Source organism: Viridibacillus sp. NPDC096237 (genome assembly GCF_050278625.1).
Lineage (GTDB): Bacteria > Bacillota > Bacilli > Bacillales_A > Planococcaceae > Viridibacillus.
Map to the genome: position 1 here is coordinate 21,786 of NZ_JBNNTI010000030.1, position 15,263 is coordinate 37,048.

General features: G+C 33.7%; 18 protein-coding genes and 1 other annotated feature. Of the genes, 9 read left to right on the forward strand and 9 right to left on the reverse strand.

What is annotated here, in order from left to right:
- Window positions 1-19: 19 nt before the first annotated feature.
- From ACQKMD_RS15460 to ACQKMD_RS15480, 5 genes are all read right to left on the reverse strand, one after another.
- Window positions 20-376, reverse strand: a complete 357-nt coding sequence (locus ACQKMD_RS15460) for a hypothetical protein (RefSeq protein WP_427753036.1) — start codon at window positions 374-376, stop codon at window positions 20-22.
- A gap of 72 nt (window positions 377-448) precedes the next feature.
- Window positions 449-682 (reverse strand): tyrosine-type recombinase/integrase, encoded by a 234-nt coding sequence (locus ACQKMD_RS15465; protein WP_427753063.1) that lies wholly within the window; start codon window positions 680-682, stop codon window positions 449-451.
- A gap of 48 nt (window positions 683-730) precedes the next feature.
- Window positions 731-838 (reverse strand): hypothetical protein, encoded by a 108-nt coding sequence (locus ACQKMD_RS15470; protein ID WP_427753064.1) that lies wholly within the window; start codon window positions 836-838, stop codon window positions 731-733.
- Window positions 808-936, reverse strand: coding sequence for a hypothetical protein (locus tag ACQKMD_RS15475; protein ID WP_427753037.1), 129 nt, complete (start codon window positions 934-936; stop codon window positions 808-810). The genes ACQKMD_RS15470 and ACQKMD_RS15475 overlap by 31 nt, the downstream gene beginning before the upstream one ends.
- Before the next feature lie 158 nt (window positions 937-1,094).
- Window positions 1,095-1,430 (reverse strand): hypothetical protein, encoded by a 336-nt coding sequence (locus ACQKMD_RS15480; protein WP_427753038.1) that lies wholly within the window; start codon window positions 1,428-1,430, stop codon window positions 1,095-1,097.
- 1,231 nt (window positions 1,431-2,661) lie between these two features.
- Between ACQKMD_RS15480 and ACQKMD_RS15485 the strand changes: the two genes are divergently transcribed.
- The gene (locus ACQKMD_RS15485; RefSeq protein WP_427753039.1) at window positions 2,662-3,798 is read left to right on the forward strand and encodes a hypothetical protein; all 1,137 of its coding nucleotides are present in this window, start codon (window positions 2,662-2,664) and stop codon (window positions 3,796-3,798) included.
- Window positions 3,799-4,151: 353 nt separating this feature from the next.
- Window positions 4,152-5,096, forward strand: a complete 945-nt coding sequence (locus ACQKMD_RS15490) for a tetratricopeptide repeat protein (RefSeq protein WP_427753040.1) — start codon at window positions 4,152-4,154, stop codon at window positions 5,094-5,096.
- Between the two features lie 219 nt (window positions 5,097-5,315).
- On the opposite strand, the gene ACQKMD_RS15495 is transcribed toward ACQKMD_RS15490, so the two are convergent.
- Entirely contained in the window at window positions 5,316-5,522 is a 207-nt protein-coding gene (locus tag ACQKMD_RS15495; RefSeq protein WP_427753041.1) for a KTSC domain-containing protein, read from the reverse strand.
- Window positions 5,523-5,925: 403 nt separating this feature from the next.
- On the opposite strand from ACQKMD_RS15495, the gene ACQKMD_RS15500 reads away from it, so the two are divergent.
- Entirely contained in the window at window positions 5,926-6,816 is an 891-nt protein-coding gene (locus ACQKMD_RS15500) for a GNAT family N-acetyltransferase (protein ID WP_427753042.1), read from the forward strand.
- Window positions 6,798-7,631 (forward strand): alpha/beta fold hydrolase, encoded by an 834-nt coding sequence (locus ACQKMD_RS15505; RefSeq protein ID WP_427753043.1) that lies wholly within the window; start codon window positions 6,798-6,800, stop codon window positions 7,629-7,631. The genes ACQKMD_RS15500 and ACQKMD_RS15505 overlap by 19 nt, the downstream gene beginning before the upstream one ends.
- Before the next feature lie 511 nt (window positions 7,632-8,142).
- On the opposite strand, the gene ACQKMD_RS15510 is transcribed toward ACQKMD_RS15505, so the two are convergent.
- Both ACQKMD_RS15510 and ACQKMD_RS15515 read right to left on the reverse strand, forming a co-directional pair.
- Window positions 8,143-8,358, reverse strand: a complete 216-nt coding sequence (locus ACQKMD_RS15510) for a DUF3006 domain-containing protein (protein WP_427753044.1) — start codon at window positions 8,356-8,358, stop codon at window positions 8,143-8,145.
- The gene (locus tag ACQKMD_RS15515; protein WP_427753045.1) at window positions 8,358-9,236 is read right to left on the reverse strand and encodes a ComEC/Rec2 family competence protein; all 879 of its coding nucleotides are present in this window, start codon (window positions 9,234-9,236) and stop codon (window positions 8,358-8,360) included. Before ACQKMD_RS15515 ends, ACQKMD_RS15510 begins: the two co-directional genes overlap by 1 nt.
- Window positions 9,237-9,553: 317 nt before the next feature.
- On the opposite strand from ACQKMD_RS15515, the gene ACQKMD_RS15520 reads away from it, so the two are divergent.
- A complete protein-coding gene (locus tag ACQKMD_RS15520; protein WP_427753046.1) occupies window positions 9,554-10,123 on the forward strand; it encodes a hypothetical protein in 570 nt (189 codons plus the stop codon).
- Window positions 10,124-10,173: 50 nt separating this feature from the next.
- Here the strand turns inward: ACQKMD_RS15520 and cyoE are convergent, their stop codons facing one another.
- Window positions 10,174-11,118 (reverse strand): heme o synthase, encoded by a 945-nt coding sequence (gene cyoE, locus ACQKMD_RS15525; protein ID WP_427753047.1) that lies wholly within the window; start codon window positions 11,116-11,118, stop codon window positions 10,174-10,176.
- A 332-nt stretch (window positions 11,119-11,450) separates the two neighbouring features.
- Here cyoE and ACQKMD_RS15530 point away from each other — a divergent pair, with 332 nt between their 5' ends.
- The 4 genes from ACQKMD_RS15530 to ACQKMD_RS15545 all read left to right on the forward strand — a co-directional run bounded on the left by ACQKMD_RS15530 (window position 11,451) and on the right by ACQKMD_RS15545 (window position 15,251).
- Complete coding sequence (locus tag ACQKMD_RS15530) at window positions 11,451-12,359, forward strand: helix-turn-helix transcriptional regulator (RefSeq protein ID WP_427753048.1); 909 nt, start codon at window positions 11,451-11,453, stop codon at window positions 12,357-12,359.
- A 60-nt stretch (window positions 12,360-12,419) separates the two neighbouring features.
- Window positions 12,420-12,809, forward strand: a complete 390-nt coding sequence (locus ACQKMD_RS15535; protein ID WP_427753049.1) for a GyrI-like domain-containing protein — start codon at window positions 12,420-12,422, stop codon at window positions 12,807-12,809.
- A gap of 59 nt (window positions 12,810-12,868) precedes the next feature.
- A complete protein-coding gene (locus ACQKMD_RS15540) occupies window positions 12,869-13,423 on the forward strand; it encodes a MepB family protein (protein ID WP_427753050.1) in 555 nt (184 codons plus the stop codon).
- Window positions 13,424-13,598: 175 nt separating this feature from the next.
- Window positions 13,599-13,837 (forward strand) — a binding site (T-box leader).
- Window positions 13,838-13,895: 58 nt separating this feature from the next.
- Window positions 13,896-15,251 (forward strand): amino acid permease, encoded by a 1,356-nt coding sequence (locus ACQKMD_RS15545; RefSeq protein WP_427753051.1) that lies wholly within the window; start codon window positions 13,896-13,898, stop codon window positions 15,249-15,251.
- Window positions 15,252-15,263 lie beyond the last annotated feature (12 nt).

Below are 15,263 nucleotides of genomic sequence, written 5' to 3' on the forward strand. Positions count from 1 at the left end.
AGAGCAAAAAAATAAAAAATCAGTTGTTTTCTAGCATATTTTTGAACACTTCAATTGTTTGGTTTTTATTTTCGTCTACCGCATGGGCATAAACTTTAAACACCATTTCTTCTGTATCACCCAAACGGCTAACAACAGTCACAACATCAACTCCACTACTAATTAACAAACTTGCATACGTATGTCTTAATGTATGAGCTTTTACCTTAAATCCAAGTGTCGCTTGCAACTCTAAATGCTTTCCTAATAGCTGATGTATTGATAGGCTTTCCGAAATTAGAAGAAATAAAAAATAAGATTCTTTATTGAATTTATGTCCAAATCTTAAATGTGTTTTTTTCGCTGTTAATTTATACTTTTTTAGCATTTCTAACACATCGTCAACCACTTTAAATACTCTGTAACTATTGCGAGTCTTTGGTAATCGCACTCCTAGATAATCTCTTGTTTAATTAATAATAACTTCACCAGTTTTAAAATTAACATCTTTCCAGGTTAGTCTGCACGCTTCGCCACAACGAATTCCAGTAAATGCCAATAAATAGATAATTGTGTATTGTAAATCACTCTTTGTTTTTGCATATCCAAGTAATTGATTGAGTTGACTTGCACTAATTACATTTTCAACCTCTTTTTCGTCCTCTTTAAAAGAAATATTAGTAAATCGATTCCGTTGTAATATTTCTGTCTATTGCAGCGTTAACCATGGCTACAAAAGTGCGGTGCCATGTCAATACAGATTGTGGCTTATATTTTTTGAATAAAGGCTCAATGAAAATACGCTATAAGTAATCTTATCAAGTTGATTTAGTTTCTGATTACCAAGCATAGGTTTAATATGTTTTTCGCGGCGCCTTTGTTGCGTATTAAAGTAGTAGGTTTCCAATCGCTTTTTTTTAATTCAAGCCAAATGTCGCACCATACTGAAGCTGTCATGTTTTCCACGGACTAATGATGATCCGTTATCTCAAGCAAATGGACAGATTCAAGTGGATGATTCAGATTTGCCGTTTTAAGAAGTTATTGAAGGAAAATATGCAAAAAAAAGAACAGCTAACTTTAGATTAACTGTTCAAAGGGTTCTTAAAAGTGGATTATTTGAAGTTCGTATTAACAGTTGTTACTCGATAATTTTTTTCAGAAGTATCTACAACAGCAGATACTTTCTTATTCTCATTACCAACAACATGACCATCTAAATATACTTCATGTGTTGCATATTCACCTGAAGAACTAACTTGATCTATCTTAACATCAATATTTCTTTCGTTTTTAAAATACTCAACTGTAGTATGTATGACTTTTTCTTTAGTATCTTGCCATGTTTCTTCACTAAATTCATTAGGTGTACCTTGGTTAACAATGGAATAAATCCATGCAGCTAGTATTAATGAAACAGCACCAAATAATATCGTAATTTTTTTGTTCATTAAATTCTTCCAATCATCTTATTTTCTCTTTTGTTTAAATCAACTAAAGACATTTTATAATGCATTTCAATGTAAAACAATTTGATTTGATTACATTACATTAAAGTTTTGTAAGGTTTGATATCAATAAATATTATACCTAAGCATTAATGCGCATTACGAAAATGAAGCGAAACAGGAAAGGAGAATGAAAATGTTAACTATTGAGGAGTTAGAAAAAAGATTAATAAATGAAATGGTCACACAGTTGAATTGCAAGATTTAATTTTCGAATCAGCTGAACGTGCTAGAGCATTTATATGAAAACTGCAGACATTGGGCTAAAATGGTTTAGTTTTCTAATAGGAAGTTTGTAATTGAAAAGCATACAATTTGCGAACTAAACGGTCTTGTGAACAAGTTGTTCAATTGTAATTATCTCTAATTGGTCGTGTTTATGATTTTGGTTTCTCGTCATCATTTACCATCACCTCAAGATTATTCGTACTTTCAATTATTAAAATGAATGAATCAATAGAAAAATAGAAGGTAGCATTTTATTGGTTTGGAGAAGCGACCGCTCGACTCCTGCGGGAAAAGCGAGACAGACGAGACCCTGCAGGAGCGTAGCGACGAAGCGGCTCGGCCCTCGCCCGCGGAAAGCGAGCGGTAAGCATCGGAAAACCTGATCTATCCTGTATATAAAAAGAAGCTATTTGTTAAGTAGATAGCTTCAGATTAAAGACAAAAGGCAGTTAGTTGAGCTCATTCCAACTGCTTTAAACTTTCTCTTAATTTTCTATCTTTATTGGTCGTGTTTATGATTTTGGTCTCTCGTCATCATTTACCATCACCTCAAGATTATTCGTACTTTCAATTATTACAATGAATGAGTCAATAGAAAAATAGAAGGTAGCATTTTATTGGTTTGGAGAAGCGACCGCTCGACTCCTGCGGGAAAAGCGAGACAGACGAGACCCTGCAGGAGCATAGTGACGAAGCGGCTTGGCACTCGCCCGCGGAAAGCGAGCGGTAAGCATCGGAAAACCTGATCTATCCTGTATAAAAAAAGAAGCTATTTATTTAATGGATAGCTTCTTTTTTATGAATTGGATATTTAATGAAAAATAGTGTTCCTTATGATTCAGTATGAATGATAGGCTGAAATGTTAATTATCCACCTAAATAACCATATACTTGTCAAAAAATTATGTATATAATTTTACTGGATAGATGAAATTGGGGGATAATTATGAAAAAAAATCAATTAAATTTCTTTAAAGTGATGTTAGCACTTGTACTAGCTTTCGCGTTAGCATTTGGTACATCAACAAATAAGACGGAAGCAGCAACAACTAAAGTAGATACGATTACTTTAACAAAAGACAAATCAAAAACGCTTGATAGAAAATTCGGCAAAGATCAAACAGATGTTATGAAAGTTACTATACCATCGGACGGATTATTTACGATGAAACTAAATAATCCTAAAGAACGTGAAATAGCTCTTGTACTATTAAATGATTTTGATACTAGTAAATTAGAAGATATCGAAAATTTTGATGTGTCAGCACTAGAAAAATTGGAAAGCACATTTAATGATGTTGAATTATTAGGTTATGCTTTAAATTCAGGACTAACTTGGTATGATCCAACAATGCATTCTATTTCTGTTGGTTTGAAGAAAGGTACATATTATCTTGTAGCATATAAGTTAGACTTTGGAAAAAATAAAAACTACAGTACTAAATTATCTTTTAAAGCAGGCAGCAACTATGAAAAAGAATCAAATAATACTACTTCAAAAGCAACACCAATCAGTTTAAACAAATCATATAATGCATCATTTAACCTTTTTGATACAGATGATTATTACAAAGTAAATGTTCCACAAGCTGGTTTCTTGAAAGTTTATGCAGATCAAAAACGTAGTACTAAGTTTAGAATGAAAGTATTAGATGATAAAAAGAAAACGGTTAAAGGCTTAAAAGTAACAAAAGTTAAAAGAAAATATACTGGATCTGTATATGTACCAAAGGGTACTTATTATGTAAAAGTAAGTGCAGATATGATGGATTCAATGTATGACCGTGTATCCTATACGTTAAAAACTTCAGTAAAAACAACAAAGCTTAAAAAATCAGATGTAAAAGTGATTAATAAAAAAGGTACTAAAAACGATAAAGTAATTGTTTCAAATTTAACAGCTGGATCGACTGTAAAGGTTTATGCAGATGCAAGCAAGAAAAAACTATTAGCTTCATCAGTAAATACTACTAAAAAAGCTACACTGAGTTTAAAAACATTAAGTAGCAAAGGCGGTAAAGTATATATTACCGTTAAAAAGCCAAGCATTTCTGAAAGCATCGTATTAAAAGTAAATTATTAATAAGTAAAGCCACTAGCGAAATAAAAATCGCTAGTGGCTTTTTTATAAACTCTGTCTGTTTTTTGTTTTTTCAAAATAGAACATATGTTCCTCATCTAAATCCTATGATAGCAAGGGGTTATTCAAGTATAATAGTGTAGAAATGTAGTTGTTATTGCAGATAAAGTGAAATATTCGACTAGGTAAAGGTAGTGGCTTAAAGTGGTAGTTTTAATGAAAAGGATATCCCATATTGATAACAAAAAGATTAAATTAAATAACGCTTAAAGTTATCTACTATCTAAAATGAATAGAAGTTGTTTTTTAGTTATACATATTACGTTTATTGGCAAATATGTGTGTAAAGGTTGTAAATGATTTTCAATATAGATGAGGTGTTCCGCATAGAAAAGCAATTGGCAAAAAGAATGATCGCATTAATGGCGGTATTAAATGAGGATATACAAAATATTGATTTCACTGTATCCACTCAGATAGCAGCGTATATGCAAGAAGGGTTGTTGGGTGACTTTGCAACAGCTACGACGGGGATTGGCTACTTTTACGATAATATAAAAGAATATGACAAAGCAGTCCAATGGTATAAATTAGCGACTGAATTAAATGTAGCAGAAGGTCAATTTTGTTTGGCCAATTATTATTATGAAGGGCTAGGTGTTCAGGAAGATATAGAGAAAGCTTTTCAACTTTATGAACGAGCAGCCTTCCAAGGCCATGCTGATGCGGCCAACAATCTAGCCGATATGTACTTTAATGGAGAATATGTTAAAGAAAATCTAGATGAAGCATTAAAATGGTTTACAATAGCATCAAATGCTGGTGTTAAAGAAGCTCAATTCACATTAGGTATTATGTATGAACAAGGTCTTAGCGTAAAAGAGAATATGGGACAAGCACTGATATTATATAAGACCTCAGCAGAAAATGGTTATCCAGAAGCACAATATCGAATGGGTAATATATATGATCAAGGGATAGGTGTAAAGGAAAATAAGGAACTGGCCTTTCAGTGGTATAAAAAAGCCGCGGAAGAAGGTAATGTAGATGCTGAATATAATGTTGGGTATATGTTTCAAAATGGAATTGGAACAACTGTAGATTACGATCTAGCACTTATATGGTATAAGTGTGCAGCTATGCAAGGTGATGCAAGTGCGAAGGTGCGGATTGGAGAAATGTACGAATTTGCTATGGGCGTTGCTATGGATATAAATCGCGCATTTGTTTGGTATGAACGTGCTGTAAGTGCGGGCGATGAGTTAGCTAAAAAGCATCTCGAACGATTAGGGAGCTATTAATAGTTGGTAAACCTGATGAGTGGAAAAGCACTTATCAGGTTTTCTTATGCATTTAGACGACACAAGAGTTTAACAAAAATGTAAGCTGTAACTCTTTTTTTGATGAAATATTAAAGTAACAAGAAAAAGCGTCGCCAATGGAATTGAACTGCCCCGTAAAAGTTAGACACCAATCTAACTTTTACGGGGGGTATTTCTAAAATAATTAGCCGTTACTTTTTAAACACGGACAAATCTAAAACGATCTTTTATATAACGCTTAAAGTAGATGCCTTTTGAGTCTGCTTCCATCAAATCTATATAAATTCGCTCAGGAACGCCAAAATATTCAAATACACCATCTCTAAACTCGATTCTTAAAATCATAGCACTAGGGTCAAAACCTACATTTACCAATTTTGATGAAGTAACAGAAACCATATTCATAACGATCCCCTCCTATTTATAGTATATACGAAAGCGCTTCCAAAGGACAGATGATTGTTTTAATTTGTAAAATAATCTTGACTTTACCAATGTTGGTGAATTACTGTGTAAGTAAGTAAGTAAGTAAGTAAGTAAGTAAGTAAGTAAGTAAGTAAGTAAGTAAGTAAGTAAGTAAGTAAGTAAGTAAGTATGTATGTATGTGTGTTTTTTCGAAATAAATATGCGTGGGCCAGTAGTGAAGCTTGAGCTCGTTATAGTAATATTCACTGTTTTTTCTGTAATTGATATTTTATTTGCTCTGTTATCAAGACGAGCTTTTTCCATTATCGGGGGTATTTTTAAATGGTCTATCACTTTGCTTCTTTCGATTTCCATCTAATTAATCTACAAAGGAGGTGGTCAAATGATTAGAATGGCTACGGAACTAGACATTGAACAGCTGGCACACTTTTTGTACAGTTGCAACGCAACTTCAAAACATCATATTGGCTATTGTGGTCAAGATGAGAGAGAAATTAAATCTACATTGAAACACGAATTCTCAGATTTACCTTTTGAAAATTCTATGATAATCGCGATAGAAAATGAACAGATTTATGCCTCTATAGGGCTAGATTTTGATGAGGATGATCAATCTGCAGAAGTTTGGGGACCGTTTATTAAGGAAGGTGTATCAGAATTACTTTTACCTGAAATGTGGATGAAATTATGTGAACAACTACCAATCCCTTTGGAACAGCCTCATTTTTTCATTAATATTGACAATACAGAAGCGATCGCTTTTGCTGAAAAAGTTGGTACAAAAATGAGAGGGCATCACTATATATTACATAAAGAACGTCAAAATCATGTATTTGAAAGTTCTGAAAGTATCCATAAATTAGATTCAACCAATGCAGAAGCCTTTCAAAAACTGCATAACATAGCATTTCCAAATACGTATTATGATGCACTATCAATCTTGTCACGTTTGAACGAAAATCGAGTTGTTTTTTGTTATTGTGATGACGAAGGATTAAAGGGTTATGTATATGTGGAAGCGGATGTCGAGAACGGGGAAGGTACAATTGAGTATATTGCCGTTGATGATCGATTTCGTAAGCAAGGACTAGGTGGAAAATTGCTAATGCATGGATTAGACTTTTTATTTACATACGATGCAATAACGGAAATTTCCCTAACTGTAAAAAAGACTGAACTAGGTGCAATCCATTTATACCAATCTGGAGGATTTGATGTTCACCATGAACTTGTTTTTATGAAGGAGGAATCATCATGTGGGAACAGAAGTTAATTGAAACTTCAAGTGGTACGTTTGAATATTTTGTGAAAGGGAGTGGCTCACCCCTTTGTGTGACGCATTTGTACAGTGAATATAATGCAAATGGTAATACTTTCGCAAACCAGTTTACGGAGTATCATACGGTCTATTTAGTAAATTTAAGAGGTGCAGGCAATTCAGCACCTTCCATTACAGAGCATGATCTAAGTTTGGTAAATTCAGTGAAAGATTTAGAAGCCATTCGAGAAGCACTTCAGTTTGAAAAGTGGGCGTTTGCCGGCCATTCAACAGGGGGGATGTTGGCGCTCATATATGCTATTTTAACCCCAAAAGCTTTAACTAAAATCATTGTAGGTGGAGCTTCAGCATCAAGAGAATATATGCAACATAAAGACAGCATATACTGTAAAGAAAATGAAAACAACGAACGTATTAGGGGGATTATGCAACAATTAAATGATCCGAAAAAGCCGTTGGAAGAGCGCCGTAAGTTAAATCGTGAGTGGACTGAGATGTCTATCTATTATAGAGACCGCTATGATGAGTACTTTAATCGACCAAATAGCGGAAAAGTAGTAAATGCACGTCTCAATTACTTCAGGTATGTAGAATTAATAAATTATGATTTAAGACCCCAGCTTCCGGAAATCATTGTCCCAACGTATATCTACTGTGGTCTTCATGATGCCCAATGTCCTTATCATTTTTCAAAAGAAACGGCTGGACTAATCCCTAATGCCAAGCTTTTTACATTTGAAGAAAGTAACCACTTTCCATTTGTTGAGGAAGAGGAGAAATTTGCTGAGTTTGTGAAAGCTACACTATAGATTTAGCAGAAAGCTGCTGTTGGAGTTTAGAATTAAACTTTCTCCATCAGCAGCTTTCTATATTTCAGTAAAAGCGAGTTTATATTTGTTGAACATATTAAGGAAGTAAAGTGCTGTATTAAAAGCTTTTTGTTATAAGCTGTGAGCAGCCGCGAATAAACCACAAAAAAATAAAGTATTTTAATAAAGAGATATTTATAGATTCAATTTTAGAATAGCATGAGATAAAACGATCGATTTAATGTCTAATTTCAATTGCATTATAATATGCTGGTACGTTTGATGTGAGGATTGCCGCTAAATCAAACTAAGGATGCCCGATTCTAGACTCACCAAAATCGATAATAAATAATTTTTTTAAAAAAGAGTATTCCGAATACCTAAGTCAGCGTGAATCCATTGCTTTTCAAGTGAAGTTTTATTAACTAACTCTGTAAGGAAAGTAACTTTGAGATTAATGAAAATTAGTCAAAAAAACCAGGCGTATTAAACTCGCCTGGCTAATCGGAAATTAATCTTCAAATAGGTTTTCCATTAATTCATGGATTTCCTTATCTCGTGTATGTCTAGCTGAAGGGTCAATTGTAACTTTTCCTTGGTGAAAGATTAAGACATCACCAGGTTGGGCACCATTCGGTAATTCGGAAATGGCGATATCCTGCATGTCTTTTTCAAACTCTATGACGGCTATTTGACTTTCGAAACGGTCGATTATCCCAGTTTTCATTATTGATTGTCCTTTACGGATATTTCTGAACCATTTGATGTGAAGATAATATTACTTTGCTTATCGGTTCTATATACTTTTGCACCCACTTTTTTTAGTCGATTTAATGTAGCTGCTGTAGGGTGACCATAGCCATTGGTAGCACTTACACTAATAGCTGCATATGTTGGTTTTGCTTTTGCTAAAAACGCTTCAGACGTCGCTTCCTCAGCTCCATGGTGGCTTACTTTTAGAACGTCCACTTGTGGCACTAAATCTTTGGCTAGCATATCATTTTCAGAAGGGAATTCAGCATCACCGGTAAATAAGAATTTGTTATTACCATTTTGTAATAGTAAAACTGCACTCCAGTCATTTAAATCACTTTGCTTATATGTATTAACAGGTGCGATAAATTTTAATGATAAATTTTCTTCAGTAGTCGGAATTTCTACCCCAGTTTTTGCTTGTGTAATTCCCAAACCTTGGTTTTTCACAGCAGTTAAGAAATTCTTGTAAGCAATTGTTGTATGACTTACTTTAGGTGCGTACACTTTCTTTACCTTTATAGAATCTATGACTTCAGCAAGGCCGCCAACATGGTCAGCATCTGGGTGAGTAGAGATGACAGCGTCTAACGTTGTCACATTATTCTTCTGTAAATAAGAAACGACTTCATCGCCAGCCCCTTTATTACCCGCGTCTATTAAAATATTTTCATTTTCAGACTGTAGTAAAATAGAATCTCCTTGGCCGATGTCGATTATATGTACTAATACATCTGACGCTTTACCTGTAAAAGGCTGATCTGTTGATTTGTTTGAATCATTTGAGTCAGTAAGCTCAAAAATTAATCCAATAGCAATTAATAAAATTATAAACATACTTGTTTTTTTCATATAAAAACCTCCATGTACCACTTTAACATTGTTAGTAGGTGATTTATAGGGAGGTTATAATATTTCAATTATGACGCTGCAAAGGATTTAACTACATTGAAATTTAGTACACAAAATGCTTATCGAATGCTGCTCTTTAAAGGAGATGCACGAAGCCGAGTAGGAGTTAATAATAGAGTCACATGTTATTTCAAAGTTGTACCACTTATAGATTGTTTCGAGTATGAAACAATTGAAATAGCAAGAAAGTGGGAAGAGGGTGTATATACTCCCATAGATAATTACCTAATTAAAAAGAAGTGAGAGGTGTATCTGAAATGCTCTATGAGAGATATGAAACGCGTCACATTTTCATGGTACTAGCCATTTGTGCATTGTTATTTTCTCCTCTATTTGTTTTGTTGGCTCCATTAGGGGTTGCACATACATTATATTATCAATATGGAGTGCGCTTAGTATATGCACCGTCAATAAATTATTGGGTGTATGGAACGGGATGGTTTTTAATATTCTTAGGACTATCCTTACTATTTCTATTAAAATTGAAAAAAACTTCAATTGTGTTAGCCATCGGCTGTTTAATTGGCAGTAGTGTTCTTTTTTACGGCGTATCTAAGTCCTTTGTTACAATAACAGATAATACTATCAAGTATAGAGGGATTTTTGCAAAAAAGGAAAGTAGTCATGAATGGAATCAAGTAAGAAAGGTCAATTTTTATAAAATGGACCCAGAGGTTACATATTATGAATTTAAATTTAAAGATGGTGAGAAGCTTACTATAAAAGAAAATGGGCATGCATTTGAAATTCGAAGTTTGATAGAAAGAAGTGTCATAGATGCAGGTGGGGAATATAAGTTGATTGAAAAAAAGAAGAATAATAGATAAAAACCAGCTCCGAGAATAATTTCTCGTTTGCTGGTTTTGTTTTGTAGGCTTTATAGTTTAAAGAATATACCGATTAGAGAGTATATGATAATTGTTGAGAATAAAATAGTCATATGATAAAGAGAGAAAATAAACATTGATTTTGCCCATTTCTCTGGGTTCTCTTTTCTTTTCCCTGAAATGCTGATTAGAAGCCACCAAATACTTAAAATGACTGCTACTAACATAAGACCAATACTTAGAGTCCCGAGTAAAAGGCTCGCGCCAATTAATAGTATTAAATAGACATTTGTTTGAATATACGTACGACGCATACCTTTAACTACAGGAAGCATTGGAACGTTTGCTGCCTTATAATCGTCATGCTTACGAATCGCAATTGCATAAAAGTGAGGCATTTGCCATAACACAGTTAAGACAAATAATCCGATAATAGCTGGGTGCGATATATCTTGAGATATCGCTGCCCAACCAATTAGTGGAGGCATTGCACCTGAAATACTTCCGATTTCTGTATTATATATAGTTCTGCGTTTACTCCACATTGTATATGGAACTACATAGCCAAATAAACCTAGGAATCCCATAAGTGCAGCCATTGGTGTTGCGTAAGCAAGTGCACCTAATCCAATAATCGTCATTGAAATAGCTAAAATAAGGACAGTTTTAGCATTGATAGTACCTGTTACAGTTGGTCTGTTTTTCGTTCTTTGCATGACAGCGTCAATATCTCGGTCATATAAATTATTAAATGCACCGGCTGCACCAATTACTAAAGCAGTACCAAATAGCGCACAGATAATCTCTAAAGTTTTCTCAAACGGGCTTATTTGATTTTTATATAAAGCTAATGTTAATCCTGCAATCATAGGGATCAAGTTTGATTTGATAATTCCGGTCTTAACTGTTTGGGCTAATATTTTTGATAGAGGCTGCGTCGGCATCGTTTCGGGCGATGATTCTACACTCTGATCAACTTTTACATCACTTTGCATTGTAAACCTCTCTCCTATTAATCATAAATAATAATACATTTTAAGCTCTATCTTATAGTATCTCTTATAATCTGCAAAACTTCCAGTGAATCAGAGCATTTTTCCACCTAGATAGTACTTTTTAGACACAAAAATAGTAATAAATTCTTCACATTCTTTAATGATTAAAGTTATACCGTCTTTATTTGAAAATTAAAACGATATAAATCGACTATCTAGCATATGTATAGAAAATTGTTACTATGTTCGATAAAATAGTGTCGAAAGTAATTGGAAATCGTACTTATTATTATTAAAGTTAGATTAGAACCTATTTGGAGGATACATAGACCATGAAAACAGAGAGAATGCTCTCGATATTGATTTATTTATTGCAGAAAAAGAAAGTATCTGCTGAAGAGTTAGCAAATGAATTTGAAGTAAGTAAAAGAACGATCTATCGGGATATGGATGCATTATCATCAATCGGTATTCCGATAATTTCGTATCTAGGAAAAAATGGCGGTTTTACGTTAATTGATACTTATCAATTAGATAAATTTACCTTTAATGAAGAAGAAAAGAAATTCTTATTGGAAGGGTTATCATTGAAAAATGAACTATTTGATAGTCATCAATTTTCAATCTTACAAAGAAAAATAGAACTTTTGCAAGAAAATAATGAAGAGTATCATTCGCCAATCACGGTGTTATCATCCACATTACACCGAAAAACAATTGAAGAAGAAACAAAACTAAAGGTAAAAAATATACTTTCTGTTATTGAAGAAGGCTATAAAATTTGTATTTCTTATGTGTCTCAGACCGCGAATATTTCTAGTCGTATTATTCAACCATTAAAACTGAATTTTATGGATGGTAGCTGGTATTTAGAGGCTTACTGTGAGGATAAAGAGGCTTTGAGATTATTCAAATTAACAAGGATAAGAAATATGGAAGTAATTAAGGACAAGACTAGAACAGCTTATAGTCATAGCAATGCTAATTTAGGGAATGAAAAGCAAATGGAGCAGATTATTTTACAGTTTGCCAAAAGTGAACTTGGTAAATTATATGATTTTTTTACTGATGATGAAATATCGATTCTTGAAGATGGACGTATTGCGGTAGCTTTTCATTATGAAGTAAATAAAAATATACTGCCATTTATATTGATGTTTGGTAGCCGTGTAAAGATCCTATCACCGCAATGGCTAAAAGATGAATACATGAAAGAAATTCAAATTATTTATAAAAGCTGACAAACTGTTGTCATATTATGAATGCTATTCTTTTTATATTAACTAGTAGGAGGAATTAACATGCATACAGCAATTACTGAAAAACATATTTATGGGAGAAGTATTAGAACCAATAATCAAAATACAGAGGCTATAGTGGGACTGTGGGAAAAGTTTCTTGGCCTAAATCCAAAAGGTGAGATTTATGCTGTTTATACTAATTATGCAAGTGATTTTACAGACGATTATGATCTCCATATCGGTACTGAAGAGCAAAGTACAAATGACGATAGTGTCATAATTCCAGCAGATAAATACCTTGTGATAGAAGTAGATCATAGTGATCCAAAAGGTGTTTATAAAGCTTGGGGAGAAATATGGAAAAGCGATATTAACAGAGCTTATAAAACGGATTTTGAACATTATTGTAAAGACGGCAGCATTAAAATCTATCTATCGGTTAACTCATGAATAATAAGCTTGTAAACTACAAGAGTGAATTATGCGAGAAGGATGAGGAAAAACGAGAATTGTCAAAGGGGGAACTTGGCTATCATAACGCCTGGACTGCCTATGAAACAATTCATTATGATCTTCTAGAAACCAAGGGACTTGTCTATAATCTGTGCAAATTTACGTGTTCACAACCGCTAATTGAATCACAAAATGCTGCATATGGAGCTTATGTATATAACTTGAATAGTCTTTCGATTAGATTTCGTGTCGCTAAAATTACACCTACTAAAATCGGACAATTTGTGACTTTATGGGAGAGAATTGGGGATGGTCCAATTCAACCTTATGACATATCAGATACAGTTGATTTCTTTGTAATTTGCGTTAGAAAAGGCAATCTATTTGGTCAATTTGTCTTTCCCAAAGCGGTTTTAAATGAGCAGGATATAATATCCAATATAGGAGAAGGGGGTAAACGTGCTATACGCGTTTATCCCCCTTGGGACAAACCTACAAGCAAACAAGCAAAAAAAACACAAGAATGGCAGCTGAAATATTTCTTAGATATTCCTCAAAATAAAGTAACAGACTGTGTTCGTGCGAAGACTCTTTACGGTCTAAACTATTAGTTGTACTCAACATACGGACTTTTGAATTGTATTTTAAACCGCCATTTTGAACAATTCATTCCAAAATGTATATAACATTATAACTTAATAATTACTCTAAAATAAAATGTTGACAAACCTGAAACAAGACCGTATAGTATGGGATATTGATTTAAAATTTTCAGAAATAATTTTTCAAAACGCAATGATTAGGAGTAGTAAAAGCTCATTATTTGGTATAGAGAGCTGCGGGTTGGTGCAACGCAGTCCAATAATACTTTGAACTTGCCTAGGAGTGGTAGTGTGAAAATAATAGACAGACTATTATTTTTATTTTAACGATTAACCTTCGTTACCAGGTTTTTAAAGTAGGGTTCGTAAATAAGAACCAATAAGAGTGGTACCGCGGTTTGCTTAAGGCATATCGTCTCTTCTTTCATTTGATGATGAAGGAAGAGACGATATGCTTTTTTTGATTATTGGAGGTAAGGATATGGAAAGTGACAAACAAAAGTTACAGAGAACAATGACTTCACGACATATTACGATGATGGCTTTAGGTGGGGCAATTGGAGCAGGATTATTTAAAGGGAGTAGTGCAGCCATTGATATGGCAGGTCCATCCGTGCTACTAGCGTACTTAATTGGTGGTGTCATTCTATTATTCGTTATGCAAGGATTAGCTGAAATGGCAGTCCGCAATAGTAATGCAAGAACATTTAGAGATTTAGTTCAATCGATTTTAGGAAAGTACCCAGCATATTTTCTAGACTGGATTTATTGGAAGATGTGGGTATTAAACATTACAGCTGAATCTATCGTTGCTGCGATTTTCATTCAATATTGGCTACCAGATTATCCAATTTGGATACTTGCGTTATCCGTGTCAGTCTTAGTTACAGTCATTAACTTACTATCAGTTAAAGCTTTTGCTGAAACAGAATACTGGCTTGCGTTAATTAAAATTACCGTTATTGTGGTGTTTATCATAGCAGGGTTCATATTATTACTTGTCACTTTTGGTAATCATACAGCGGTCGGATTCTCTAATTTAACGAGTCATGGTGGTTTCTTTCCGAATGGCCCAACAGGGTTAATTACTGCGATGCTTGTAGTAATTTACTCATACGGAGGAACAGAAATTATTGGTGTCACATTAGCTGAAACGAAAAATCCTGAAAAAGTAGTTCCAAAAGCAGTTCGTAGTACATTAGTGCGAATTATTTCTTTCTATCTAATACCATTTTTAATTATTGTCAGCTTAATTCCTTGGAACGAAGTTAATGGTGTACCAGAAAGTCCATTTGTAATGGTATTTAAAATGATTGGTATTCCAGGTGCAGACCATATTATGAATGCGGTTGTGTTACTTGCTATTATTTCATCGATGAATTCTGGACTATATGGATCATCACGCGTTCTGTATACTCAAGCTATGGACGGACGTATTCCTAAAGTCTTCTCAAAATTATCGGCAAAGAAAGTTCCTGTATATGCAATACTATTATGTACATCTGTTTTATATATTGGCGTGTTAATTTCATTATTTGCGGGGAGTAAGACATTTGATTTTCTAATGGGATCCCTAGGGTATACAGTATTATGTATTTGGTTAATCATTGCGGTTGCTCATGTAAAATCGCGTAAAAAACAGCCTGAGCAAACAAGTACTTATGCTGTTAAGTGGTTCCCATATACAACTTGGTTTGCCATCATTGCTTTAAGTGCAATCCTAATCGGTATCATTTTCACAACTTCTATTATCGTTACTAGTATTACATTAGCAATTTACATTTTTATTACGCTAACTTATGTGTATAAAGGACGTTTTCATAAAAATGAAGTTTAATAGTAATTAAGA

What these genes read in the sequence shown, in the direction of transcription:
- ACQKMD_RS15510 (WP_427753044.1), bottom strand. Translation starts at nt 8,358, where the DNA reads ATGAAAACTGGGATAATCGACCGTTTCGAAAGTCAAATAGCCGTCATA.
- ACQKMD_RS15495 (WP_427753041.1), bottom strand. Translation starts at nt 5,522, where the DNA reads ATGAATATGGTTTCTGTTACTTCATCAAAATTGGTAAATGTAGGTTTT.
- ACQKMD_RS15520 (WP_427753046.1), top strand. Translation starts at nt 9,554, where the DNA reads ATGCTCTATGAGAGATATGAAACGCGTCACATTTTCATGGTACTAGCC.
- ACQKMD_RS15505 (WP_427753043.1), top strand. Translation starts at nt 6,798, where the DNA reads ATGTGGGAACAGAAGTTAATTGAAACTTCAAGTGGTACGTTTGAATAT.
- ACQKMD_RS15545 (WP_427753051.1), top strand. Translation starts at nt 13,896, where the DNA reads ATGGAAAGTGACAAACAAAAGTTACAGAGAACAATGACTTCACGACAT.
- ACQKMD_RS15515 (WP_427753045.1), bottom strand. Translation starts at nt 9,236, where the DNA reads ATGAAAAAAACAAGTATGTTTATAATTTTATTAATTGCTATTGGATTA.
- ACQKMD_RS15530 (WP_427753048.1), top strand. Translation starts at nt 11,451, where the DNA reads ATGAAAACAGAGAGAATGCTCTCGATATTGATTTATTTATTGCAGAAA.
- ACQKMD_RS15480 (WP_427753038.1), bottom strand. Translation starts at nt 1,430, where the DNA reads ATGAACAAAAAAATTACGATATTATTTGGTGCTGTTTCATTAATACTA.
- ACQKMD_RS15485 (WP_427753039.1), top strand. Translation starts at nt 2,662, where the DNA reads ATGAAAAAAAATCAATTAAATTTCTTTAAAGTGATGTTAGCACTTGTA.
- ACQKMD_RS15490 (WP_427753040.1), top strand. Translation starts at nt 4,152, where the DNA reads ATGATTTTCAATATAGATGAGGTGTTCCGCATAGAAAAGCAATTGGCA.
- cyoE (WP_427753047.1), bottom strand. Translation starts at nt 11,118, where the DNA reads ATGCAAAGTGATGTAAAAGTTGATCAGAGTGTAGAATCATCGCCCGAA.
- ACQKMD_RS15500 (WP_427753042.1), top strand. Translation starts at nt 5,926, where the DNA reads ATGATTAGAATGGCTACGGAACTAGACATTGAACAGCTGGCACACTTT.
- ACQKMD_RS15475 (WP_427753037.1), bottom strand. Translation starts at nt 936, where the DNA reads ATGACAGCTTCAGTATGGTGCGACATTTGGCTTGAATTAAAAAAAAGC.
- ACQKMD_RS15535 (WP_427753049.1), top strand. Translation starts at nt 12,420, where the DNA reads ATGCATACAGCAATTACTGAAAAACATATTTATGGGAGAAGTATTAGA.